The following is a 25,537-nucleotide window of genomic DNA, read 5'->3' on the forward strand; positions in this document are numbered from 1 at the left end:
ATCCAAAAAGTCGGATAGCCTTTTACTGCTACTTACTGTTTAACAGTAAAAAATGTGAAATCACCCTTGTTCCTTAATTAGGAAAAGTAATAATCTCAAGTTTATTGGATGATATTTCATTGAATACTTACGGATTGTAAGTTAAACAAGTAAGGATTTGGCTTTTGGGACAGCCCCTTTTTATTAAAGGGACTGATTGGTTTTATTCTTTAGAAGAATATTGTATCAATAAAAAGAAGAAAGTTTAATCCTACCGATAAAATTTGTATAACAGAAATTGGAAAAGGAGTCTCAATAATTCCCATCTGTGAAGATAGGGATTATTATTTGTTTTGTTTGTGTGTAGTACCTTCTATATCTGGTGTGATAAGAAGAGTACTTTTTTCGAAACTCCTTTATATCTTTTTATATCGTAATTGTGGTATGAAAGCTAAGTATTCACTACATTTGCGCAGATTAAGATTGCCTATAAATTATGAAAAGAGGAAAACGATTGATACTTCCCTTACTGGGAACTCTTATACTGACAAGTCTTTTTTCCTGTGGTGTAGACCGCTGGCCGGAATATTATCCGGAGACGGGACGCGATATTTGGATAGACAGTGTGATGCGTCAGGAGTATCTGTGGTATAGAGATATGCCATCACCTGCTGCTCCGGACTATTTTCAGAAACCGGAAGCGTTTCTGAAAAAAGCCGTCGCTTCCATGGATAATGGCTTTAGTAAGATCGACTCCTTGCTGGATGAACCTATTCCGAGCTATGGTTTTGATTATACTTTATATAAAGTGCTTGATAATGATACAGCGTATAACGCTTTAATCTCTTATGTGGTGCCCGGATCGCCTGCCGAAGAAGCTGGATTGCAGCGTGGTCATTGGATTATGATGATGAATGGAGATTATATCACTAAAAAGGTTGAATCGGAATTACTGCAGGGAAGTACCCGTCAACTTCAGATAGGTGTTTATAAAGAAGTTGTCGGTGAAGATGGTGAGGTAACCGGTGGGGTGGTGCCGATAGGAGAGACGACAATGCCCGCTTCACGTTCTTTGGTGGATAAGCCTGTTCACCGTTTTGAGATTATTCCATGGAATGGGAAAAAGGTAGGCTATTTGATGTATAATGAATTTAAGGCAGGGCCGACGACAGACAGTCAGGCTTATAATGATGATTTGCGTAGGGCCTTCCGGGATTTCCAGACAGGAGGGGTAAATGAGTTTGTATTAGATTTACGCTATAACACCGGAGGCAGTTTAGATTGTGCCCAGTTGCTCTGTACGATGCTTGCTCCGGCTGATAAGATGAATCAATTGTTGGCTCTATTGAGATACAGTGATAAACGCGTGGAAGCAAATCAGGATTTGACATTCAATCCGGAGCTTATCCAATCCGGTGCCAATCTTAACCTGTCTACTGTTTATGTACTGACTACCAATGCTACCAGAGGGGCGGCGGAGATGGTTATCAATTGTCTTAATCCTTATATGAAGGTTGTATTGATAGGTACTAAAACGGCGGGGGAATATGTTGCTACAAAGCCTTTTGTTCATCCAACGGATCGGTTTATATTGAATCTGGTTGTTTGCAATGTATACAATGCAGAAGAAAAGTCAGATTATGCCACCGGTTTCAAACCTACATACGAATACAATGAAGATTCTTATCTGAGTACTTATTTGCCTTTTGGCAATACGAATGAAACTTTATTGAATGCAGCATTGAAAATCATGAGTGGAATAACGGATAAGTAATCGATTTGTCATTTTGTATTTTGAAAATGCGGAGAAACGATTTTTTCCGGCCTGAAAGATTGGAATAGAATAAAAACGCATGGATTTTGCAATAGCATGATTCGTGCGTTTTGTTTTTTTTAAAGATTGTGTTCTTTAAGAAAGGATTTAGACTGTTTTTTGTGATCAAGTTAAATCGAAGAATCGATTTGATTGCAAAATGCTATTTAAAGAATAAACGTGTGTAAATGAACTCCAGAAGAAAAAGCTTTCTTTTTTATTGGATTCTTTCTCTGTTTTTCAATTTAATGTAGTTTCGTTCCGTGAAATTAATATCCTGAAAGCAGGAAGTTAACTTCCTGCTTTCAGGATATTAATTATCTCTTGTCAGTGAGTTCGTTTCTTGTCTCTACGATATTAACTTCCTATTGCCTCCTTCTACTTTATTTCTTATAAATATACATTATTCTTGCATAAAGACAATTGGTTGATCCCTGTTTTGCATTTTTTGTAAAAATGTGGAGTCAGCAAGAAAGGACTTTTGAGAACTTTTTTATCGAGATATCTATCTATTGCTTACTTCATGTCAATTGATAAACCAAAATCCGTTTACTTATGAATTGCTTGTGCCGATTCTTCATCAAGATACTTTTGTACAAATGGTATTGCGAGGCATCACTTACCTCCCCCTGCTGATACTGGTCATGGCGGTCATGGATGGGCTGTTATGTATTATCGGTTTACTGCCATTCGCAGACCGTAACAAAGGAATTGGTCATGAGTACGACTGCAACGAACTTTTCGGAAGATAGATGCGTAGGAGCAAGGAAAGCAGAAAATTGCAACGCTACTCCACGGGGTATAAAGGGTAATGTCGCTTTCAGAGGGAGATGTGAGAGAAAGTCCTGTGCTGCAGCATTACCTTCCATTGTGGCGGTGATCATGTGCGTATCTATATCATGCGTAGTAGAAGGTAATCAAATGCCTCTTATCTGCTCATATTCTTGTTTTTTATTCTTATTTTTGTCGAATAATGAAACCCGAAATGATGAAACAATTAATTGCATGTTGCGGATTAGATTGCGAAAATTGCGATGCCCGTATAGCCACTGTCCGAGATGATAATGAATTAAGAGAGAAAACCGCCCAAAAGTGGAGCATAATGAACAATGCACCGGAAATTACACCGGCAACCATAAATTGTATGGGGTGTCGCACGGACGGAGCGAAATTTGCGTATTGCAATGATTATTGTTCAATTCGAAAATGTGTAAATGAGAAGGGATATAATACCTGTGGCGATTGTAAGGAGCTGGATGATTGTCAGATAGTAGGTGCTATTTTTCAGCATGCCCCTGATGCGAAAGAAAATCTTCTATGATATGCAGTCTTTTTGTTGATAAAGTCAACAAAGAGACTTATCTTTGTGCCATGAAGCAAGAATATATAAGTCGTATAAGGTCTTTCAACAGATATTATACGAAAATATTAGGTATACTCAACAAATACTATTTAGGAAGTGAATTGGGACTTCCGGAGGTGCGTATTATTCAGGATGTTTATTTACACCCTGACAGGAGTTCTAAAGATATATCCAATGAATTAAACATGGATAAAGGCTTGTTATCCCGCTTATTAAAACAATTGGAACAGAAAGAGTATATATTTCGAAAAAGCACGGAAAAGGATAATCGTATGGGGTTGGTAAATCTCACAGAAAAAGGATGTGAGGTTTATTACCGCTTGAATACTGCTGCAAATCAATCTATTGAAAGGATATTCTCACACTTAGAAGATCGTCAACTACAAAGATTGGTTCATTGTATGGATTCTATTTATAAGATAATAAATAGTGTGGAGACCGGTCTTACCGTTGATAATAATGAGCCAATTGTTATACGACCGATAGAAGAATCAGATAATGCTTCAATAGCATCGGTGCTTCGTGCGTCAGTAGAGGAGCATGGAGCTCCTAAGGTCGGTACTTTTTATGATGATCCGCATACGGATAGAATGTTTCAGACTTTTAATATTAAAGGTGCAGAATACTGGATAGTGGAAAGTAATGGTGTAATATTAGGCGGAGGTGGCTTTTATCCGACCAAAGGTTTACCACATGGTTATGCTGAGTTATCGAAATTTCATTTTAGACCGGAGCTTAGAGGGAGAGGTATTGGAAAACGTTTACTTCAATTCATAGAGCAGCGTGCTGTTAGTGCCGGATATGTGTATATGTATATTGTTTCTTATCATCAGTTTGGAAATGCTGTTAGTATGTATGAAAAATACGGATATGAACATATAGACAATGCATTAGATCAGTCGGGCTTGTATCAAGATGCACCTTTCCACATGGTAAAAGCACTCTGAATCCAAATATGAAATGTTACGAAGAAAACGATAGAATCTTATAAGAGAGGAGTGAATCCTTTCTGGCTGTTATAGATGTAGGTGCCCGATGAAAGTGAGCGTTCATCTTTCTCGGGCGATTTCAACAGCCTGTTTGATGCGGTCGGCCATGCCGATTCCTCCTTTGAGATTTCCTGCTACCACCAATCCGGGATACTGTTTTTGCAGTTCATTGATCGCAGCAAATCTGTCGGTACTGCTGCTTTCGTATTGGGGAATGGCTTTCTTATGCCGGAAGATACGTATAAGATCAGGTACTATTCCGGCAGGATAATCTAACATTTCATTCAGGCCGGTGGTTATCAACCTGATAATTTCGTCGTCACTTTTCTCTAGAAGTTCAGGGTGTCTCGTCCCGCCTAAGAAGTATGAATATAATGCACCTCCTTCGGGGGAACGGTTATCGAAACAGGCCGATGGAAACAGAATACCTAAAACTGGTTTTTGTTCACAGGAAGGGACCAATCCGCCAAAGGCATGAAACTCTTTTCCATAAGTATTACGCAATCCCACGGAGACTTGCATCACAGGGGCATAGGTAAGATTACTTATCCGATTCATCTGTTTGTCAGGGACGAAAGGGAGAAGTGAAGGGAGGGCAAAGGCAGGTGCGGTGGTTATCACCTTTCGGCAGTGGATTCGGTTAACTATTCCACAGGAATCTGTGAAAGAAACTACCCATCCTTGTTCACATGGCATTAGGGAAGTGGAAGTAGCTCCCAGGGAGAATCGTTTGATTCCAATGGCCTGTTCCAATGCTTTTGTCAGGTTACTAAGTCCCCCATAAGTAGAGAAAACTTTTCGTGTAGCCAACCGGTCGCGTTCACTTCGATGTGAAAATGATTTTGCAATACCACCGAGAATGAAACTGCCATAAGTTTGTTCTAGTTGATAAAGTTTAGGCAGGGCATGACGGGTAACCAATCGCATAGGGTCACCGGCATAAACCCCGGAAATGAATGGGTCTACTGCATAATGTAGATAAGAGATACCCAGGCGCCGCTGTATCAGTTCACCAATCGTTTCATCGGGATTGTTTCCTTTTGAACGGAAGGGCTCACCCAGTATATTGAATTTATCTTTTGTACTGAATAATGGGGTGGTGATTGCACTGAACAGTCCTGAGGGGAGAGAATGAAAGCGATCTCCTTTCCATATAAGGCGTTGCCTGGACGCTTCACGGGCCGTTTCTAAACGGCAGGTGGGGGATAGTTCCGCCAAGAGTTCGGCTACTTCAGGGTGGGAGATTACACCGGTATTGGGCCCACTTTCAAACGTAAAACCATTTTCGTGGTAGGTACGTATCTGGCCGCCTACGCAGGGGCTCTGTTCAATTACCTCGATATCACATCCCTTACGGGTAAGGCAATAGGCGGTAGTCAGACCTGTTAGACCTGCACCGATGATGATGGTATCTCGCAAACGATGATTTTCTGTTACTGTCTGGTTCATTGTTATAAAGGTTTTGAATATGAATGTGGAGAGTGGAGCATCAGTTTGTCAAGTGAAGCCGCTACGTTGCGTACAAATGCCGAACCTGCGGTTGTCATCTCAAGATAGTCGTCTGTATAATAAATCAGTCCGTCATCGGCAAAGCCAGATAGTTTTTTTTCATCGTAGGCAGTGGCAGCCTTTAAAGTGGATACCGATACATGCAGGCACTTTGAAAGATTTCTCCAATCGATACAGCCATTGCACATTAGGGTTTCGATAACCTCTCTGGTGAGCTGTTCGGTTGGAGAAAGGGCATAACCTTTGGTAATACTTAGTTCGCCTTTACTGATAGTCTTGATGTAATGGGGAATATCTTTCGTATTTTGAGCATAAGCCGATTCAAGCTGACTGATAGCGGTTATGCCCAAACCATATACCTGTGCGGTAGTACGCCGGGTGCAGTAGCCTTGAAAATTACGATGTAATTTTTTAGTTTGCATGGCGATGCTCAGCTCGTCATTGGGGCGTACAAAATGATCCATTCCGATAGATTGATAACCGGATTTATGCAATAGTCCGGCAGCAGTGTCAAACATTGTCTGTTTTTCATGGTTGTCGGGTAGGCCTGATTTCTCCAGGAGCAACTGTCGCTTATTAATCCAAGGCACGTGGGCATAACTGAACATAACCAGTCTGTCGGGTGATAAAAGAATAGCCTGCTCTATGTTGCGGGTGAAGTTCTCCACAGTTTGTTTGGGTAAACCATAAAGAAAATCAAGGTTGATACTTATTCCCTTTTCGCGTAGCAGGATAAATATATCTTCCATCGGTAATAAAGAAGGGCGGCGATTGACTGTTTTCAGTACCTCGATATTAAAGTCCTGCACACCAATACTGAGACGGTTAAAGCCGCATTCGGTAAGTTGCAACCAGTCTTTTTCTGAGAGATAGCCTGGGTGACATTCAATGGCTATTTCAGGGCGGTCGATGGCTGGGAATGATGATAATAAGTGAGCATTCAATTCTTTGATTAAAGCAACGGGAATGGCTGTGGGGCTTCCACCACCATAATGTATCTGCGCGATCGACCGATCCTTATCTAACAGGGGAAGAATCAGATCTATCTCTTGATGCAAAGCTTCTACATATGACTCAATAATCTCGGGACGTGCCATGGGATACGAATTGCATCCGCAATAGTGGCATAAGTGCCGACAAAACGGGATATGCAGGTAAAACGATAATGCGCGCTCTGAAGCCTGATTCGACTGCTGTACAGCCTCCAGGTAGCGGGCGTTGGTAAATGGCTCAAAATAATTGGCCGGTGGATAACTGGTGTATCGAGGTACCGGTACATTGTATTTATTGATTATTTCAGTATACATATATGTTAAGAATGAATGGGTTGAGATTCTTTTCTGAAGAAATAAAATATATAGATCAGTGATATGGAAGCCAATATAACTTCGAAAATAAAGAGACCGTGGTAACCGGTTCTATCGGCTACCACCCCGCTAAGAAAGGCTATTAGTAAGCCGCTTAAGTGTGTGAGTACTGTTTGGATGGTAAAGTCGGTTCCTTCACATCCTTTGCGTACACAATCCATAGAAGTGGTATACACTACAATAGTTGCCATTCCATAGGCACTCCATAGCAGGACGATCCCTAAACAAAGCATTGAAAATGAAGGGACTGTCCATGAAATACACATAAAATAGAGTGTAGTAAGCAGGATGAATATTGCAAATAGTATTCTGGAATGATATCGCCCGATTTTACGAACCAGTAATCCGGCCAGGAAAGATGATGCGAAGGCAGCTCCGGTACCTCCGATACCTATCATAATGCCTATCTCTTTCATTGAATAACCCAAATCGACCAGATAAGAGCGTAACACCGATAAAATTCCGATAATACTGGCATAATATAGTAATAGGAATCCTATTTGTTTCCAGATGTTACGACGGGCAAAGAACCAGATAAAATCAGTGAATTGTGCCCGTTTCGAAGGTTCTTTGGGTATTATTTTCATATGTTTGTTTTTCAATAACGGAATAATTGCCAATAGTACAAAAATGCATAAGCATGGTATCACCACATGCCAGCCATAGTGCTGAAGAACGAGGAGTAATATACCTGTTCCTATCAATGTACCTCCGAAGCTACCCATTGATTGCATACTGTTGACCAAACTTTTATCCGACTTACCAAAGGAGAGCACTGCAAGTGTGTCTGTAGCTATATCTTGTGTAGCTGAGGCTATCAATGATAGAAATACTAATCCAATGATAAGGTAAAGATCTGTTTGGATATCGAGCAGGCCTACCATCAGGATCAGTAATGCATATACGATTTCGGATGTAATGATACAGCGTTTATAGTCTTTTAGGGTGATACAATGCCGGTCGACAAGCGGTGCCCAAAGAAACTTCAATATCCAGGGGAGTTTGATGAGTTGTAATAAGGCGATGGAAGAAAGAGAGTAATCGGCTTGCCTCATTAGTACTTGTATGGCTGTAGAGAAGAAACTCATCGGGATGGCTTGTGCAATGTATAGGCAGAAAAATGTACTGAGGTTCAGTGTTTTCCGGGAAAGCGGTGAAGGCTTGTTTATACACATGTGATTCATATCGTTTGATTAGAGACTGATGCTGACTGATGTACCTAAGGTAATGGGTTTTCCCTTTTGAGCATAGGCTTTACTGGTTACGAAGTAGTAGCTCAGGTAGTCGGTATTTGTGAGATTCTTGCTCCAGACTTCCCATGTAAAGCATCCTTTGTTTATGCTAATTCTTAGATTGACCAATGCATACGGGCTTTGTTTGGCTTGGTTATCTTCATACCAATAAATGGGACCTGTTACCGATACGCCGGCGTTGAGGGTAAGGCGGTCGATCCAGGAACAGATGTCATAAAATGAATATCCGGTTGTCAAAGAGAAAGTGTGGCGGGGAACCATAGGCAGATAGTTACCTCCATAATCTTTTAGGATACCGCGTTCTTCTTTTTGATAGTGAACAAATCGTGCATCTGTATATCCATAATTCATATACATCATCCATGATTTCGTCGGACGAGCTTGAAAACTGGCTTCGATGCCTTTATTACGAGAGCGACCGGCATTTCGGATTACGTTACCTACGGTTGGAATAGTATTGGTTATCTGCTGATTGCGCCAATCTATATAGAACAGGCTCAAATCAGCTGATAGCCGATTGTTCAGGAATGATAGTTTGGTACCTATTTCGTAATTCCAGTTATATTCGGGGGAATAAAGGTAGTCGTCATTGTTGAGGAAAGAGACATTGAATCCTCCGGCTTTATATCCTTTGGATACGGAGGCATAGAACAATTGATTGTGAGAAGAGAGGTACTGCATACTGAACCTAGGAGTAAACTGCCCGAAGTGAAGCGATCGGTTGAATTGTTCAAGCGATTTTGTTTCCCCATTTCCATTTAATGGCTGCTGTACTTTGGAAAAATCGCATCGGGCGTGTTCATAATCGTAACGTAACCCTACAGAACAAGACAGTCCTTGCAACAGATCGAGTGTAGATTGATGATAAAATGCGATCCCTTGTGTGGGAATTCCACTATTAGTAAGGTGTCGGGTGGTATCTGTAAAACGACTAAGGTCAACTTTCCTGTTTATGGTCTGTCGGAAAACAAACGCACCCGTTATCCAATGATAGCGGCTCTTATTGACCGATTTAACCGTAAATTCCTGGCAATACATATGTTGCCGTATCTTATTTTGACCATAGAATATATTGCGAGGCGAGAAATCTTGATCGATTCCCATCTTGTCCTGTATATATTGATAGGATGTTTGGCTGTTGAAGCTGATATGGGGGCCGTTATACCGTATGTTGATTCCGGAGGTTAGCAGATTTCGTCGGTATAATCCTTCATTGTTGTAGTTTACGGCTTCTGTTGTTCCCTTGTCGGCATTATACAATCCGTATGGATATCCTCCTTGATTGGAATATTCGTAGGAGGTTATGAAGCGGGTAGTCCAATGGGTTGCGGGTTTCCATGTGAGCCCGATTCGTCCGGCTCCGTTATCAAGTTTATCTGCCTTTTTATGGGTATGCAAATTGGTAAAAAAGCCATCATTGTGATGATAATTACCGCTAAAGGATAAACCTAACTGCTCGTTCACCTTCGTATAGTTCGAAGCTATTAATCGCATATCATTGTAACTGCCATATCCCAACCGGAAATACGTACCTTGATAATCGAGGGGCGAATGGGTATATACATTGATGGTTCCACCAATAGAATTACGTCCGTAGAGTGTGCCTTGCGGTCCACGAAGTACTTCTATACTACTTATATCCGACAAGTCAATATCGAAAGCGGACGTTTCAAAATAGGGAATGCCATCTACGTAAAAGCCTACTGATGGAGCATCCTTTTTGGCTCCTATCCCCCGAATATAAACCGGAGAATTCTGCTTGGACCCATAATCGGGCATATAGAAATTAGGAAGTAAGGAACTTAAGTCTTTAGCTCCCGATATTTCATTCTCTTTCAGGAAGCGATTATCTAAGGTAGAGATAGAAAGTGGCTCACGATTAGGTGTGTTTTGTTTAAAAGCTACTATTGTAACTTCATCCAGATCGATACGCTTAACCTGTATTGTATCGGGCTCATTGGCCGAGACTATCGTAGAGAAAGGTAGGAGGAAAAATAATCTTTTTATCATATTTTAGGGTTTGCGGCAAAGGTAGGGCATGTCCCTAGAGTTGGCAATCCTCATTTCTTAGGATTTTATCTGCCAGGCTTGGCTTCTTGGGTATTAACGTTCGGGACTGACGTGCATATACAGTTTTTGTCGTTTCGTGGTAAGTAGAGGTTGGTAACTGATTTATACTGTTCTTTTGCGGAGTCTTTTATTTGACTTTTTTCGAGGCGGTCTGTGTCTATTTGATATGTAACCGGCTGCAGGGACTCGTGTTCTGAAATTGTCTGATACATATAAATAGTATTCTTCTTTATGTAAATATATGTGTTTGTGGGGCATTACCTTTGCATCGAAAAGTACGTACTTGTCAAACGCAGTTCTGAATATGATTTTTTTTGGACTTATAGATGTGTTCTAGACTGTTGTTTGTATAATTCTTTTGTGTAATTTATTGATATAACAAAATGAACAATGCTAAATTATTACATTTAATGGTTTACATCTTAACCATTATTTTAGGGCAGTCTTGTACAGAAGTGGATATTACGATGCCCAAAGGACCGAAAGGTGATAGAGGAATGTCAGCTTATGAATTTTGGAAAGAGAATGTAGAGAATGGAGTGATTTCTTGGCCTAAGAAAGAGACTGAAATAACTGATTTTTTTAAGTATTTAAAAGGTAAGGACGGTCTGGATGGAAAAAGTGCTTTTGAACTGTGGAAGGAAGAAGTAGCTACTGGTGCTCTGGATAATCCTCACCGCCCGGGAAGTATGTGGCCTGTATCCCAGAATAATCTTAGAGATTTTTGGTATTATCTGACAGGAGCGAGTGGCGAGAATGGGCAAACACCTCATATTGGTAATAATATGAATTGGTGGATTGGCAATAAGGATACCGGAATACGTGCTCAGGGTAGGGATGGACAGAATGGAGAAGATGCTGTTCCACCGGTAGTTACGATCGGGGATAATGGTAATTGGTTGATTGATGGAGTAGATACAGGAAAACCTTCCAGAGGTGAAGAAGGAGTTGCAGGAACAACACCTACTGTTACAATTGGAGAAAATGGAAATTGGGTAATCAATGGAAAAGATACCGGAAAGGCTGCGATAGGTAAAGATGGAAGATCGCCAGAGGTAATAATCGGTACCAATGGGAACTGGTATATTAATGGGAAAGATACCGGTATTCGTGCATATGGTAAAGATGGCATTAACGGTAAAGATGGTGCCAATGGTAAGGATGGCATTAACGGTAAGGATGGTGCCAATGGTAAGGATGGCATTAACGGAAAGGATGGTGCCAACGGAAAAGATGGTATTAACGGTAAGGACGGGGCTGCTGGAAAAGACGGCGCTAACGGTAAAGATGGTGCTAATGGGAAAAGTGCCTATGAATTGTGGGTAGAGAGTGTTGAGGCGGGTTGTAACAATACTGGCCCTAAAGTGAAAAATCCTCATAATCCGTCTTTGGATTGGGATTGTGGTAAAACAACTTTAAGTGATTTTTGGGAGTTCTTGAGAGGTGCGGATGGTAAAGATGGTGCGGACGGTAAGGATGGAAAACCCGGTGTTCCGGGAAAACCGGGTGCTGAAGTTACTATTATCAAAGGAGTACCTAATGTGATTGCACTTTATTCACAACAAGAATTTGGAGAGTATGTTCGTACAACCGATGGAGGAGTAGCTTATCGTGTGTATGACGAATCTGGCAATAAGGCTCCGAAGGCTGTGGTTAAGGGAATTCCCGGTTTGGATCCGGCTAAAACTTATACAGCTAATGAAGAGGGAGAATTTATTATTCCGAAAGAAGATCTTCCTCAAATTGACGATATAGATGCCCGATGGGGGAAAGTTAAGGAGGTAACTATTAATAAGGTGACAAAGGAATCTGCAGAAAACACTTATGTTCCTAACAGAATGCAGATTAGAATGATTTATATTGGTACCTCTCCATATCTTGATTATGAACATAACCTGCAGTTTAGAGTAGAGAGAAAGACAGATCCTGGTGCGGAATGGAAAACATTGCCCAGCTATTTGCCTAATGTCAATGCCGGATTTACGGCATATCAGGTTACAAATCCGGAAGACCCGACATCTCTTGATAAAACGAAAAAAATAGAAAGTACTACACCTAATATGAGTAGTACATCAATGTCTATTAATCCTAATAGATATGTTAAAGAGAACCCTGCCGGTATAAAAAATGGAATAACTGACTTTTGGGATGGAAAAGACAACTATTTCTCAATAGTAAAAGATACCCCTTATTATGGAGAAACGATTTATTGGAATGGAGTATGTAAGATGGCACCTTATCAGATACCTCCTACACTTAAAACTCTAGCCTTAACAAAGGCATCTGCTGAAAGTGGAGATGATGTATTCTTGAATAAAGCCCAGGGGGAATTTGACTTTTCGACTATTGATTTCAATATCATATCTAAGCGTGAATTGGTAAAAACAGTGAAACAGAACGGAATAGATTACATTGAACCTGAATATTATACCCTGGAAGAAGCGAAGGGACTTCTACTTTGTTATGTTAAGTTTACTTATACCTCTCCGTTGGGAGTGCAAACAGCTACAAGCGAGCATAATAAGTCAAGTTATAATAAACCTGAGTATGCTGCTCTTAGTCCGTATCTGGGAGCTACAATCTATTCGGTAGGGGCGAATAGTGCTTTCATCTACTCTAACTCTGGCAGTGGTGTATCTTTAGGAGTTCTCAAGAAGAAAGTAGATGATGGTACATATTATGTTGAAAATACATATAAAAATATGCCTGCAATTAGTGTAACTTATAAAGATAAATAAAATATAAGCAAGATGAATTTCAGTGTAATAATAAATAGACTTCTTATAGGAGCATTGGCTTTTACTGTCTTTCCCTTCTATACTTATGCTCAAAACGATAAAGTGGAGAGACAAACAGCACATAGAACCAAAGCCTGGGAAATAGGGGTAGGTGGAGCTCTTATCAACTGGGACAGAGTGACTTTCTCGGATTTTCGTCAGGTCGATGGGAACTATCTGTATCGAATGAATATCGATCATCTTTTTGGCGGTATCCAACTCTATGCAGCTCGTGAATTGAATCCTTGGTTTTATCTTGATTTGCAGGGGACATTGGGACTGGCAAGAAAACAAGTTGAAACAGGCGGGCGTAAGTTTGATTTCATGTATATGGCCGGTCCGGGACTTCAATTCCGGTTAACCCCATTGTTTAAATCAAAATATGTAGAACCTTATTTACGCGTAGGTGTTAACTACCTCCATCATGATTTTTATGCAATTAATGCAGGAAAGTTTGAAAATGATCCTATAGGAGAAGCAGAATGGACATCATCCAATCCTTGGAACAAAGAGAAAATAGGATCTAAACAATCCTATTTCCCCTTATCCTTCGGAGCCGGAGTACAAGCTTGGCTTAACGATCATTGGGGAGTAGGATTACAGGGAGAATACATCATGCCTGTCGATAAAAAACAAACGCGTTTTGTTCAGGCTTCGATGCGTATTATGTTCCGTTTGGGTGGAAGTACAAAACGTCCTATGCCGGTTGTGCAATATATAGACCGTCCGGTTGATAGGATTGTAGAACGAATTGTTGAAAAGAGAATTGAAGTGCCGGCTGTGGTGGAAAGTCATGTTTGTGATTTATTCGATAACATTCATTTTGCGTTTGATAAGGATGTGATTACTTCCGAATCTGAAATCACTTTGGATAAGATTGCAGATCTGTTGAAAAGTTATCCGGATAACAATTTCTTGATAACCGGGTATACAGATGCAAGAGGAAGCGACAATTATAACATAGATTTGTCGAAACGCCGCGCTAAAGCTGTGTATAGTGCATTGCTGAAACGACAAGTACCTCAACATATGTTGAAATGGCGCGGAGTCGGATATCATGCTAGTTCGGTGCCGGCTTCAGGTCCGGATAAAGTCAGGATGGGTGATCGAAAGGTGTCCATTGAGAGAGTGACGAATTCAGATTATTGGGGTTGGTTAACGAATGAAGAATAATGTATTACATTAATTTTGTATAAAACATAAAGGCGGCAAGAACAATTCTGTTTTTGTTGCCTTTTTTGTTCCGTTGTTTTGATATAGAATGAAATGATTTGAAGAAATAATAGAATGTTGAAGGATTAATCATCATCTGGCCTAAAACTAACTAGCTTTTAGAACTTTATGAAAAAGAAATGCTAAAGAAGATTATCTTATGAATAATTATAGACATAATTGGCGAATTTATGTAAAAGGTTATTGTATGATAAGTAACCTCTAATAGCTTAATTTTATATATTAAATAAAATGATGTTATGAAATTACTTTATTTTAAAGAACATCTGTCATGCATAAACTATCAAATAAATGTTAATACAGGTTTCGTTTATTATAATTTAGAGAAAGATAGTGTAAGTAAAATAGATAATAGTGCTTCTCCTTGTATTCTTTTCCTTCTTGATGGAGAGGTGTCTATTGATAGTGGTGAGTATCAGAATGTACATATTGAGAAAGATAAAATGGTTCTTATTCCGCAACATGTAGATAATAAAATTGAAGTTATATATGATGCAAAATGTCTTTTACTATTTTGGAATAAAGACATAAGGGTGTGTGACAAAGTATATATGAACTCTCTTTCTTCTTATAAGGAAAGAAAAAAAGAGATGTGTGTGCTTCCTATAAGAGATCCTTTGCAAGCTGTTTTAAACTCCGTTGTCGCATATTTATATGCTAAGATGCAGTGTAAACATATGCATCTTATCAAACAACAAGAGGTTTTGTTGGTTTTGAGAGGATATTATACGAAGAAAGAATTATTTACTTTTTTTTCTTCTATATTGGGGAATACAGGGCATTTTGAAGATTTTGTAATGAATAATTATAGGAAAGTAAAGAGTGTAAAGGAATTTGCCGGTTTGTATTGTACTTCTGAGCGCTCTTTTAATCGTAAGTTCCAAAATTGTTTTAAAGAAAGTCCTTATCAGTGGATGCAAAAAAAGAAGGCGGAGTTGATCAGAGAAAAAATAAGTGAGTCGGATACTCCTTTTCAAGAGATCGCAATGGATTTTGATTTCAATTCGCAAGCTCATTTCACTTCCTACTGTAAGAGATTATTTGGAATGACTCCCAGCAAATTGAGAACAGAAAGTAAGAAGGTTGCTCCTGATTTGGAGTACTGATATACGTATTTATAGCGAAGAATCATATAAAGGCCGGATTAGGGGGCTATCCTATTCCGGCTTTTTATCTTGGCAATGCTTTGTTATACAGTTAATTGGGGCTATTGGGCTTTCGTTGGGAGGCTTGCTAACTCTGATCCTTCATTTTTTTGTTCCATCTGATGATGCTCTTAATTGCTTTGAGTTTTTAGTGCTTTGCATCCATTCGACAATATTAATTCCTGAAAGTAGAAAAGTTTCTGTATAAACAAGAGTGCAGTTAAGAACTTTACTGAGAGAAATGGTACAAGATTTATCTCTGTAGTGAGCCATCCGTCATCCTGTTTTTTTAAGTGATAAAAGCCGTTTTTGAACTGTAAGTTCAATTTTATGTGATCCGGTGCAACATACAAATATTACTTAATTGGCTATTATCCTACTGCCAGCGTAACACTATAAATTGAATGCCATATAATGCTTATACTCTTTATATAAGCAAGTGCTTTTATGCAATATTAATATAACTTTTGATTTATACAAATACCTAAATATAGTGATTGTGGGTTAATTTTAGTGTCTTTATCTTTGCCGCCGTAAATAAACAAACAACTAAACCAGATTTAAGGAATACAGTTTCTATAACCCTAAAAACATTAGAGTTTTGCTTTCCTTTTTTTCCTATCCATGCAGGCACTACAACTTTTCAAAAAGAGTCGATATGGGTGTTAAGTAAGCAGGTAATACCGCTATCCGTAGCTTGATTTCTGTAAAGCGCATCTCTTGTGGAGGTAAATCGAATAGAAGCCCCCTGACAATGTTACAATTATATTAATATGACAAATAGAAAACCTTTATTTATCATCCTCTTTTCTTTGGGATATTCAGGAATATACTCACAGGAACAGCAGGTGAAGAAAGACTCTGTCTACCAATTGCAAGAGATAGTGGTATCGTCCCAACAGATACTTGGGAGTAAGTTTAAAGCAAGAAACCGCACAGGATCGGCATATTATATTTCGCCTGAGGAAATTCGCAGGTTGGGATATACGGATATTAATCGTATGTTGAAGGCCGTTCCCGGAGTTAATATGTATGAAGAAGACGGTTTCGGTCTTCGCCCGAACATTAGTTTGAGAGGAACGAAAGCCGAGCGAAGTGAACGCATCTCGATTATGGAGGACGGTGTACTGGCGGCACCGGCTCCTTATTCCGCTCCGGCAGCTTATTATTTCCCCAATGTAGCCCGGATGGAGGCCATCGAAGTGCTGAAAGGAAGTAGCCAGGTACAATACGGTCCGTTCACTACGGGAGGAGCTATTAATTTGGTATCGACTCCTATTCCGAACAGTTTTTCCGGTAAAGCGAACATTTCTTACGGAAGCAAAAATACGTTTAAGTCGCATACATCTGTCGGAAGCAGTTGGAAGCATTTCGGGTATATGGTAGAATATTTGCGTTATCAGTCAGATGGTTTTAAGAAATACGAAGATCATGCTGCCAAAGGATTTAAAAGAAATGATATTATAGCTAAAATAAGGGTTAAAACGGATCATGTAAAAGGAGTGAATCATGCTTTGGAACTGAAATTCGGATACGCAGACGAAAATTCGGATGAAACGTATGTGGGACTCTCTGCAGATGATTTTAAGAAGACTCCTTTTCTCAGGTATGCAGGTTCGCAAATGGATAAACTTAAGACCGATCATCGGCAGTGGGTAGCAACTTATCTGCTGACTTTTTCCAACAAGTTGAAAATAACGACCAACGCCTATTACAACTATTTCCACCGAAATTGGTACAAACTGAATGATGTGCGCGCAGGAATCACTTCAAAAGAGAAGAGATCCATCGCCGATGTACTTGTGGATCCGGAAACGAATATCCGTTACTTCGACATTTTGACGGGGAAAACAGATCGGGAAGAGGAAGCACTGTTGGTAAGAGCCAATAACAGAACTTACCGTTCCAGAGGTATACAAACCAGGGCCGAATACCGTTTCAACCTGAACGAGTTTTTCTTCGATCTGGAGTTCGGACTTCGTTATCATGCCGATGAGGAAGATCGTTTTCAGTGGGATGATTCTTACTCCATGAAAAATAAGAAAATGGTACTGTTTATGGAGGGTATTCATGGTACGAATGCTAACCGTGTTACTTCTGCCAATGCGTTAGCCGGTTACCTGCTTGCTAAATTAAGATATGACGCGTGGACTGTCACTGCCGGGCTGCGATATGAGGATGTAGACTTACTGAAAAAAGACTATACGAAAGAAGATTTGGCACGGTCGGGTAAGGTACGTATTGAAACTCCGAATCATGCGCGTGTACTGATTCCGGGGGTAGGATTACATTATCAATTGATGCCGGCTGCTTCTGTTTTCTTCGGGATTCATAAAGGCTTTGCCCCTCCAAGCGCGGAATTATATCAAAAGCCTGAAAGCAGTGTGAATATGGAACTGGGTACACGTGTTGCTATCGGGAATTTTAGGGCGGAACTAATCGGGTTCTACAATAATTACAGTAATATGCTGGGAAGTGATCTGGCTGCTTCGGGTGGGGCCGGAACACTTGAACAGTTTAATGTAGGGGAGGCCCGGGTAAAAGGTGCGGAGTTTCTGGTACAATATCAGCCTCTTCCGAAGAACTGTAATGTGAGGTTGCCGTTGCAGGTATCCTATACTTATACGGATACTGAAATTAGAAATTCGTTTGAAAGCCATTCATGGGGTAATGTGGTTAGAGGTGATGAAATACCTTACATCTTCAAGCATGCTCTGAACATGCAGTTGGGTATAGAATGTAAATGGTTTTATGCCAATATCGGTACACGCTATAACAGTGATATGCGTACTTCACCCGGGCAGGGGACGATTGCGGAGAGAGAAAAAGTACCGGCAAACCTTATATTTGATGCTTCGCTCAATGTTTTTGTGAATAAATACTTGACAGTAAGATTAAATGCAATCAACCTGACCAATAGGGTTTACCTTACATCCCGCCATCCTGCGGGTTTGAGAGCGGGACATCCTTTTGGGATCTATGCAGGAGCTAATGTACAGTTCTGACTATAAAATTTAATTGTGATAAACCATAAAACGAAGAAATATAGAGAATAAAACAATGAATACTTCATCAATGATAAGAATAGTAATCAGTAGTTTGCTGATGGCAATTTTTTCTCAGACTTGTCCGGCACAAGTGGCAGTAGAGATAAAAGGTACAGTACGCTCTGTAACCGGAGAAAGTTTGCCGGGAGCTACGGTGATAGTGGAAGGAACTGCACGAGGAGTTATTACAGATGTAGAAGGGAGGTTTACTCTCAAGGCCCGAAAAGGACAGATGCTGAAGGTGAGTTTTGTAGGAATGAAACCTCGTCTGATTAAAGCCTCATCCGGCATTATGAACATCATACTTCAGGATAATGTGCAGGAGATAGAGGGAGTGGTAGTCACCGGCTATCAACAAATTAAAAACAGGGTCTTTACGGGAGCGGCAGCTTCGGTAAAGCTGGATGAAATCAAGTTGAACGGTGTGTCGGATGTGTCGCGTATGCTCGAAGGGCGTATTGCAGGTCTCTCCATACAGAATGTGACAGGTAGCTTTGGTGCCGCGCCCCGGATTAATATCCGGGGTGGTGCTTCCATTATGGGAAATGTACAACCGTTGTGGGTCATAGACGGGGCAGTATACGAGGATCTTGTTTCACTTACACTTGATCAATTGGCTTCCGGTGATGCGGTAACCCTTATCAGTTCGGCTGTTGCCGGACTGAATGCATCTGATATAGAAGATATTCAGGTATTGAAAGACGCCTCGGCAACTTCCATCTATGGTGCCCGGGCATTGAACGGAGTGATCGTAATTACCACCCGGTCCGGTAAAAGAAATGCACCGAACAGATTTTCTTATTCTTATGAGTTAAGTATGCGATCTATTCCTTCTTATACAAATTTCGATTTGCTTAATTCTCAAGAGAGTATGTCTGTTTATCAAGAGATGGGCAGAAAGGGATATTTCTCTTTGCAAAATACGCTATATGGTCGTCGCAGCGGAGTATATTATCAGATGTATAAGGCACTTAATACCATTGATCCGGCTACCGGTCAATATTATCTGGAGAATACGGATGATGTCAAAAGGGCATTCATGCGTGAAAGAGAGTATGCTAACACCAATTGGTTTAAAGAACTGTTTACACATAGGCCTATCCATACACATACTGTGACCTTTTCAGGGGGAGGGGAGAACTCTGCAATGTATGCTTCCATCGGTTTTTATGATGACAGAGGATGGACTCTGGCCGACCATGTTAAAAGAATTACGGCCAACATCAAGAACTCTTTTTACTGGAACGAAGATAAGATAAAGGCTACTATATCCGCACAAGGAAATCTACGTAACCAGAACTCGCCGGGAACAATTCCTCAACGTAGAAATACTGTTATCGGAACATTCGAACGTGATTTCGATATCAATCCTTTTAGTTACGCTTTAAGCACAAGCCGCACTTTACGGCCCCATAATGCGGATGGAAAACGAGAGTTCTATCGGAATAACTGGGCTCCGTTTAACATTCTGAATGAATATGAAAACAATTACCTGAAAACAGAAGTGCTGGATCTGAAATTACAGGGTGAACTTTCATACAGGCTCAATGATCATATTGAAGTAAAAGGCTTGGCAATGGTGCGTCACGCCGTAACCAAGAGTTCACATTTTATTGCTGAAGCATCCAATGTGGTACAGGCTTTTCGTGCCAATGAGACTCCTTACGTAGCCAGAGAAAACATTTATCTATTGAAGAATAAAGACGATCCGATGCAACTGCCCGGGGTAGCATTGACACATGGGGGGATATTCAATAAAACGGAAACTTCCTTGCGAAGCTATCTGGGACGTTTGGCTTTGGATTATAACAGGCAACTGAGTGAACATAACATACGCGCTTTCGGATTTACTGAAATACGATATGCCGATCGCAGCATGAATCCTTTTCAAGGCTATGGAATACAATACGACAGAGGTAATCAGGTCTTTTCCAATCCCCTGATTTTTGAAAAGCTGGCCAATGAAGGAGATACTTATTTTTCTTTAACCGAACGTTATGAAAGGGGAGTGACATTATCGGGCAGCGCTACATACGGATATGCCGAGAAATACATTTTCAATGGAGTATTCAATTACGAAGGGGCTAATACTGCAGGTAAATATAGCCGTTCCCGCTGGCTGCCAACCTGGAATATAGGAGCCAAATGGAATCTGGATCAGGAGAAGTTTATGAGAAAACACACTACCATTTCAAGGCTCGCCCTGCGTACGAGTTACGGGTTAACCGCTAAAATGAATGAACAAGCTGTTAACTCTACCACAGTTTTCAAGCATGTGATGGTCAACCGTACTCTTTTGAAAGATAGGGAGAATGCATTGCGTATTTTACATTTGGAAAATCGCGATCTGACATGGGAAAAAATGTATGAGCTGAACTTCGGTCTTGAGCTCGGACTGTTTGGCAATCGTATCAGTGCGACATTCGATGTGTACCAACGAAACTCGTTTGATCTGATAGACCTTATTCGTACCTCCGGTGTGGGAGGTCAGTATTACAAATACGCTAATTTCGGAGATATGCGTACGCGTGGAGTGGAACTGGCCATACAGACACAAAATATATTGACTGACAAATTCAGTTGGTCTACTACAGTCACTATCAGCGGTATGAAGCAGAAAATAACCCGGTTACTGAATACCCCTAACACTTTTGATATGGTGGCCGGAACCGGGCGTGGTAACATAGTGGGTTTTCCACGTGGATCTCTGTTCTCCTTCAATTTTCAGGGACTTAACAGCAATGGTCTGCCGACCTTCGATTTCGGACTGTACCCCTCCAACAAAGGAGCAAATAGCGAGATTTCGGGAGCTGACTTTTTGGATGCACAATATTCAAAATCATACCTTATTTACCATGGCCCTATTGAACCCCAATATATAGGAGGTATATCCAATACTTTTAAGTATAAAAATTGGGAATTCTCGTGTTTTGTTACCATGCAGGCAGGTAATAAAATTCGGATGAATCCTTCTTTTGATCCGGCATTTGCCGATCTTAATGTATTTTCCAAGGAGTACTACAACCGTTGGTTGAATCCCGGTGACGAGCGGAAAACCAATATTCCCGTAATTCCTTCTCAAGATCTGATACGCAATATCGGAAAAGAAAATATAGAAAAAGCCTACAACACTTATAACTATTCACAAAACAGGGTGGCTGACGGTAGTTTTGTGCGTATGAAAAATATCTCGTTGGGATATCGTTTACCTCAAAGATTCCTTTCACATCTTAAAATCAAACAGATGAACGTAAAGGTGAATGTGACGAATCCGTTCCTTATCTATTCAGACAGGAAACTGAATGGGCAAGATCCGGAATTTTATAGATCAGGAGGGGTTTCATTGCCTACTCCCAAACAATATACGATGACATTGAATGTTGAATTTTAATTGGGTAAAAATGAAAAAGACAATCTTTTTAAGTACTATAATCTTATTGCTGACAGCGTGTCAGGATTATCTGGAAACAAATCCGGACTCTACTTTTGATGTACAAATAGACAGTGAGGACAAAATTGCCGAACTGCTTGCCGGAGCATATCCCGAGGCCAGTTATTTTGCTTTTTTAGAAGCGCGTACGGACAATGTGGGAGAAAGGACTAACGGCATTCATTCGCGACTGAATGAAGCTATGTATTATTGGGAAGATTACGATCAGGAAGATTTGGATACTCCGCTAAACTATTGGAATGCATGTTATGCCGGAATCGCTCAGGCTAATCAGGCGTTAGAGTTACTTAGTAAATACCCTAAAAGTGACCGGGTAAAAGCTTTGTATGGAGAAGCGTTTCTCTTGCGTGCTTATCTGCATTTCATGTTGGTAAACATCTGGGCTGAGCCTTATGGAACTACCAAATCGGCAACAGCCCCGGGTATTCCTTATTTAACCCGGCCCGAAAAAAATGCGTTGGTGGACTATGAACGAGGAACGGTGAAGGAAGTGTATGAAAAGATTGAAAAAGATCTGAAACTGGGTCTTTCGTTGGTGAATGACGATTATTATGTTAAACCAAAATTTCATTTCAATAAAAAAGCGGCCTACGCTTTTGCTTCGCGTTTTTACCTGATTAAGGGAGAATGGGACCTGGTGGTCTCATACTCCGATTATGTGCTCGGTGTTGACCCAAAGCCGGTCTTAAGAAACTGGCAGAAGTACAAAAAAGAATTTAATTCTAATCATAAATATCTCTATATTCGATACGCAAGTGTTGATGAACCTGCCAACCTTTTATTGACTACTACGGAGTCAAGAGTGGCACGTAATATTCCTTCGGAAAAATATGGAGTGACCATTCAAAGTGCCGAAAAGGTGTATAATGAACACGGGATAGACGGATGCTTTAACTTCCGGAAAATGAAGATGCAGTCATTCTTTCTGTTTAACTATAACGACGGACGTATAGATGACGGGCAATATATAGCCAAATTTGACGAGCTTTCATTATCCGGCTATACGGGGATACGTCCCAGAGGGTTATATGTTACCAATGTTTTATTCTCCACTGACGAAGTGATGCTCAACCGGATGGAAGCGTATACAATGCTCGGAGAGTATGATAAAGCAATAGATAATCTGTTGGTTTACTTGTCTGTCAAATATGGAGTGTATCCCTCTTGCGGCCGTTCGACTTATACGCAGACAAGCAGTGAAAACTATCAAATCTATACCCCATTTTACGGAATGAGTATCAACCAACTGGCGTTGGTGAAAATACTTTTAGGTTTCAGGAGACAGGAGTTCTTACATGAGGGTTTGAGATGGTTTGATATACGCCGCTTTTATATATCGGTAAAACGCACTTCAAAGTATAAATTCTACAGACCATTGGAAAAAGAAGATTCCAGAAAACTTTTGCAAATACCGGCAGAAGCCATTAACCGGGGACTGGTTCCTAATCCCCGATAGAGTATTATAGAAGATGATTCAAGAATAAAATCAAGCATATGAAAACAATTATTAGAAAAGTGAATTTCAGATACTTTTTTCGAAGAAGTCTGTATTTGCTCGTTATTTCTTTCCTATTGGCGGGCTGTGAAGAGGAGGCATCCCTATCTGCCCGGAGTGTGGTGGAGGCGGGTGAGACAGAGCGTGAGAAGACAGAGTTGGATAAATGGATACTGGATACATTCACCCGTCCTTACGGGATTGAGGTGGAATATCGGTGGGACAAGAATGCAGTGCAGAATGGAAGCTATATCTACCCGCCGGAAGTTGCCAATGTAAAAAGTGTGCTCAATACCATCAAAACTCTATGGATTGACCTCTATACAGCTCCTGAATTGGGAGGAGATAAGTTTCTGTTGGGAAAAAATCCTCTTAAAATATACATGTATGGAGGAAGAAACGTAGATGGAAACGGAATGGAACTATTAGATAATCTTGAAGCAACGACTAATGAGATGTTTCTATATAACGTCAACGATTTTAATCCCCAAGATGAGGATAAGGTCTTCATTCTGATGCGAAGCGTACATCACCAGTTTGCCAGACATCTTATGGAACTTTTCCCCTATGACAGAAGCAAATTCCTATCCATCAGCAGAAACAAGTATATCGAATCGACTAAATCTATTGCATGGATTTTCAAAGGAGAGACGCAAGGGCGCAGAGGGTTTATTCTGGCTGGTTATCCGAATAAGAAAGGTTTCTTTACCTTTCATTCTCTCCTTTCACCTGAAAAAGATTTTGCGGAGATAATCAGTTTGAAGTTGACATATGGACCTAAGGATTTACTTCAGGCTTTGGACAGAGCCAAGACTCCTTACAATGCCGGATCGGATAAAGATCTTCAAAAAGAATATGATGAACAAGCGCTTCAGGCATATAAAGAATTGGTAGAAAAGCAAGCATTTGTAGAAGACTACTTTAGTAAAGAAATTAAGATTTCGCTTAACTACCTTCAATTAATAAGCATGAAGCAAGTAAAGGAATTTATTAATAAAAAATAAGAAAGAATGAAACTAGGATTTCAAATACTTATCCTAATGGTGTTTTGCTTCTCCTGTAAAGATGAAAAGGTTTTCGACTCGTCTCCTTCAGAGCGCAATGCAAACCATATCGGCGAACTGAGAAAGAAACTTGTAAATGCTCCTTATGGCTGGGCTGTCACCTATTTTCCCCGGACGGATTCTCTGTTGTTTACAAATGTGAATGAATTGATAACTCTTCCCAAAGGGATATTTGAAGACAAGAACAAATATGGATATGGTGGACACTATTTCTTAATGAAGTTTTCCGAAAATGGGATCGTAGAGACGGTGGCCGACTATAATGAGGAGAGCCTGACGAAAAAGTTGCAAAGTGAGTTTGAAGTGAGCCAAAACACATTTATGCAGTTAAGTTTTACTACTTATACCTATCTGCATTCTTTGGTGAATGACCGCTTTACCGGCTCTTCGGATTTCCTTTATACGGGAAAAGATGTTGATGGCAACCTGATATTTAAAACATCTTCATATATAGAGCCTGCAAGGGAATATATCATTTTTACAAAATTGAAGAATGATGAAAGTTGGCAGGAGGACATCCAAAAATCATATGACAATAAATTGTTCTTTGAGAAGATGAAAAATCCTCAGCTAATCATTCGTAGGGCGGGACGAGTTTATTTCCATAGCGATGTACAGATGAATGTCACTTATGGAGGGGATGGAAGTGTGAATGGAAAGCAACCTCCAGAAGTATATCAGCGTTATCGTCTGTTTCTTGCGAGAGATTATTTTGCTTCTCAGGGATGGTTGGGAAATAAAGTAAAAGGATTGGGCTCGGGGTATGTGGGAACAGCCGACGGTCTGACTTTCAAGCCCGGTATACGTTATAGTGAAACGTATATCTTCTATGATTTTCGTAGAGAAGGAGAGAGATTTGTTTGCGAACTTGTGAAAGTAGTTGACCCTTACAGCAAAAAAACACATTGGGTCAGCAAGCATCTTGCTCCCTATGGCGAAGAGAGTGGAGTTATAGCTGAAATCCGGGATGAAATTTAAATTA

General features: G+C 40.3%; 16 protein-coding genes. 12 read left to right on the forward strand and 4 right to left on the reverse strand.

The window, feature by feature from the left end:
• Window positions 1-475 precede the first annotated feature (475 nt).
• From BF9343_RS09250 to BF9343_RS09265, 4 genes are all read left to right on the forward strand, one after another.
• Complete coding sequence (locus BF9343_RS09250) at window positions 476-1,753, forward strand: S41 family peptidase (protein WP_010992773.1); 1,278 nt, start codon at window positions 476-478, stop codon at window positions 1,751-1,753.
• A 569-nt stretch (window positions 1,754-2,322) separates the two neighbouring features.
• Entirely contained in the window at window positions 2,323-2,544 is a 222-nt protein-coding gene (locus tag BF9343_RS09255; protein WP_122133277.1) for a hypothetical protein, read from the forward strand.
• 236 nt (window positions 2,545-2,780) lie between these two features.
• A complete protein-coding gene (locus tag BF9343_RS09260) occupies window positions 2,781-3,113 on the forward strand; it encodes a DUF3795 domain-containing protein (RefSeq protein ID WP_032528255.1) in 333 nt (110 codons plus the stop codon).
• 50 nt (window positions 3,114-3,163) lie between these two features.
• Window positions 3,164-4,102 carry a bifunctional helix-turn-helix transcriptional regulator/GNAT family N-acetyltransferase gene (locus BF9343_RS09265; protein WP_224223165.1) on the forward strand — a complete coding sequence of 313 codons (939 nt, stop codon included), beginning with the start codon at window positions 3,164-3,166 and terminating at the stop codon, window positions 4,100-4,102.
• 102 nt (window positions 4,103-4,204) lie between these two features.
• Here BF9343_RS09265 and hemG read toward each other — a convergent pair whose 3' ends face one another.
• From hemG to BF9343_RS09285, 4 genes are read right to left on the reverse strand one after another with little or no spacing between them, the layout of a single operon-like run.
• Window positions 4,205-5,593, reverse strand: coding sequence for a protoporphyrinogen oxidase (gene hemG, locus BF9343_RS09270; protein WP_010992777.1), 1,389 nt, complete (start codon window positions 5,591-5,593; stop codon window positions 4,205-4,207).
• 2 nt (window positions 5,594-5,595) lie between these two features.
• Window positions 5,596-6,960: an oxygen-independent coproporphyrinogen III oxidase gene (gene hemN, locus BF9343_RS09275; protein WP_010992778.1), complete on the reverse strand. Its 1,365-nt coding sequence runs from the start codon at window positions 6,958-6,960 to the stop codon at window positions 5,596-5,598.
• 5 nt (window positions 6,961-6,965) lie between these two features.
• Entirely contained in the window at window positions 6,966-8,204 is a 1,239-nt protein-coding gene (locus BF9343_RS09280) for an MFS transporter (protein ID WP_010992779.1), read from the reverse strand.
• Window positions 8,205-8,213: 9 nt separating this feature from the next.
• A complete protein-coding gene (locus tag BF9343_RS09285) occupies window positions 8,214-10,283 on the reverse strand; it encodes a TonB-dependent receptor (protein ID WP_010992780.1) in 2,070 nt (689 codons plus the stop codon).
• A gap of 470 nt (window positions 10,284-10,753) precedes the next feature.
• Between BF9343_RS09285 and BF9343_RS09290 the strand changes: the two genes are divergently transcribed.
• From BF9343_RS09290 to BF9343_RS09325, 8 genes are all read left to right on the forward strand, one after another.
• A complete protein-coding gene (locus BF9343_RS09290) occupies window positions 10,754-13,081 on the forward strand; it encodes a collagen-like domain-containing protein (protein ID WP_041926210.1) in 2,328 nt (775 codons plus the stop codon).
• A 12-nt stretch (window positions 13,082-13,093) separates the two neighbouring features.
• Window positions 13,094-14,293 carry an OmpA family protein gene (locus BF9343_RS09295; RefSeq protein ID WP_008659719.1) on the forward strand — a complete coding sequence of 400 codons (1,200 nt, stop codon included), beginning with the start codon at window positions 13,094-13,096 and terminating at the stop codon, window positions 14,291-14,293.
• A gap of 299 nt (window positions 14,294-14,592) precedes the next feature.
• Window positions 14,593-15,459: a helix-turn-helix domain-containing protein gene (locus BF9343_RS09300; RefSeq protein ID WP_005794714.1), complete on the forward strand. Its 867-nt coding sequence runs from the start codon at window positions 14,593-14,595 to the stop codon at window positions 15,457-15,459.
• An 812-nt stretch (window positions 15,460-16,271) separates the two neighbouring features.
• Entirely contained in the window at window positions 16,272-18,503 is a 2,232-nt protein-coding gene (locus BF9343_RS09305) for a TonB-dependent receptor family protein (protein ID WP_008659723.1), read from the forward strand.
• A gap of 55 nt (window positions 18,504-18,558) precedes the next feature.
• On the forward strand, window positions 18,559-21,936 hold the full coding sequence (locus BF9343_RS09310) for a SusC/RagA family TonB-linked outer membrane protein (RefSeq protein WP_010992782.1): 3,378 nt from the start codon (window positions 18,559-18,561) through the stop codon (window positions 21,934-21,936).
• Between the two features lie 10 nt (window positions 21,937-21,946).
• Complete coding sequence (locus BF9343_RS09315) at window positions 21,947-23,452, forward strand: RagB/SusD family nutrient uptake outer membrane protein (protein ID WP_005787024.1); 1,506 nt, start codon at window positions 21,947-21,949, stop codon at window positions 23,450-23,452.
• A 38-nt stretch (window positions 23,453-23,490) separates the two neighbouring features.
• Entirely contained in the window at window positions 23,491-24,495 is a 1,005-nt protein-coding gene (locus BF9343_RS09320) for a putative zinc-binding metallopeptidase (protein WP_010992784.1), read from the forward strand.
• Window positions 24,496-24,501: 6 nt separating this feature from the next.
• Window positions 24,502-25,533, forward strand: a complete 1,032-nt coding sequence (locus BF9343_RS09325; protein WP_010992785.1) for a DUF4302 domain-containing protein — start codon at window positions 24,502-24,504, stop codon at window positions 25,531-25,533.
• Window positions 25,534-25,537: the final 4 nt, after the last annotated feature.

This window comes from Bacteroides fragilis NCTC 9343, assembly GCF_000025985.1.
Classification (GTDB): Bacteria; Bacteroidota; Bacteroidia; order Bacteroidales; family Bacteroidaceae; genus Bacteroides; species Bacteroides fragilis.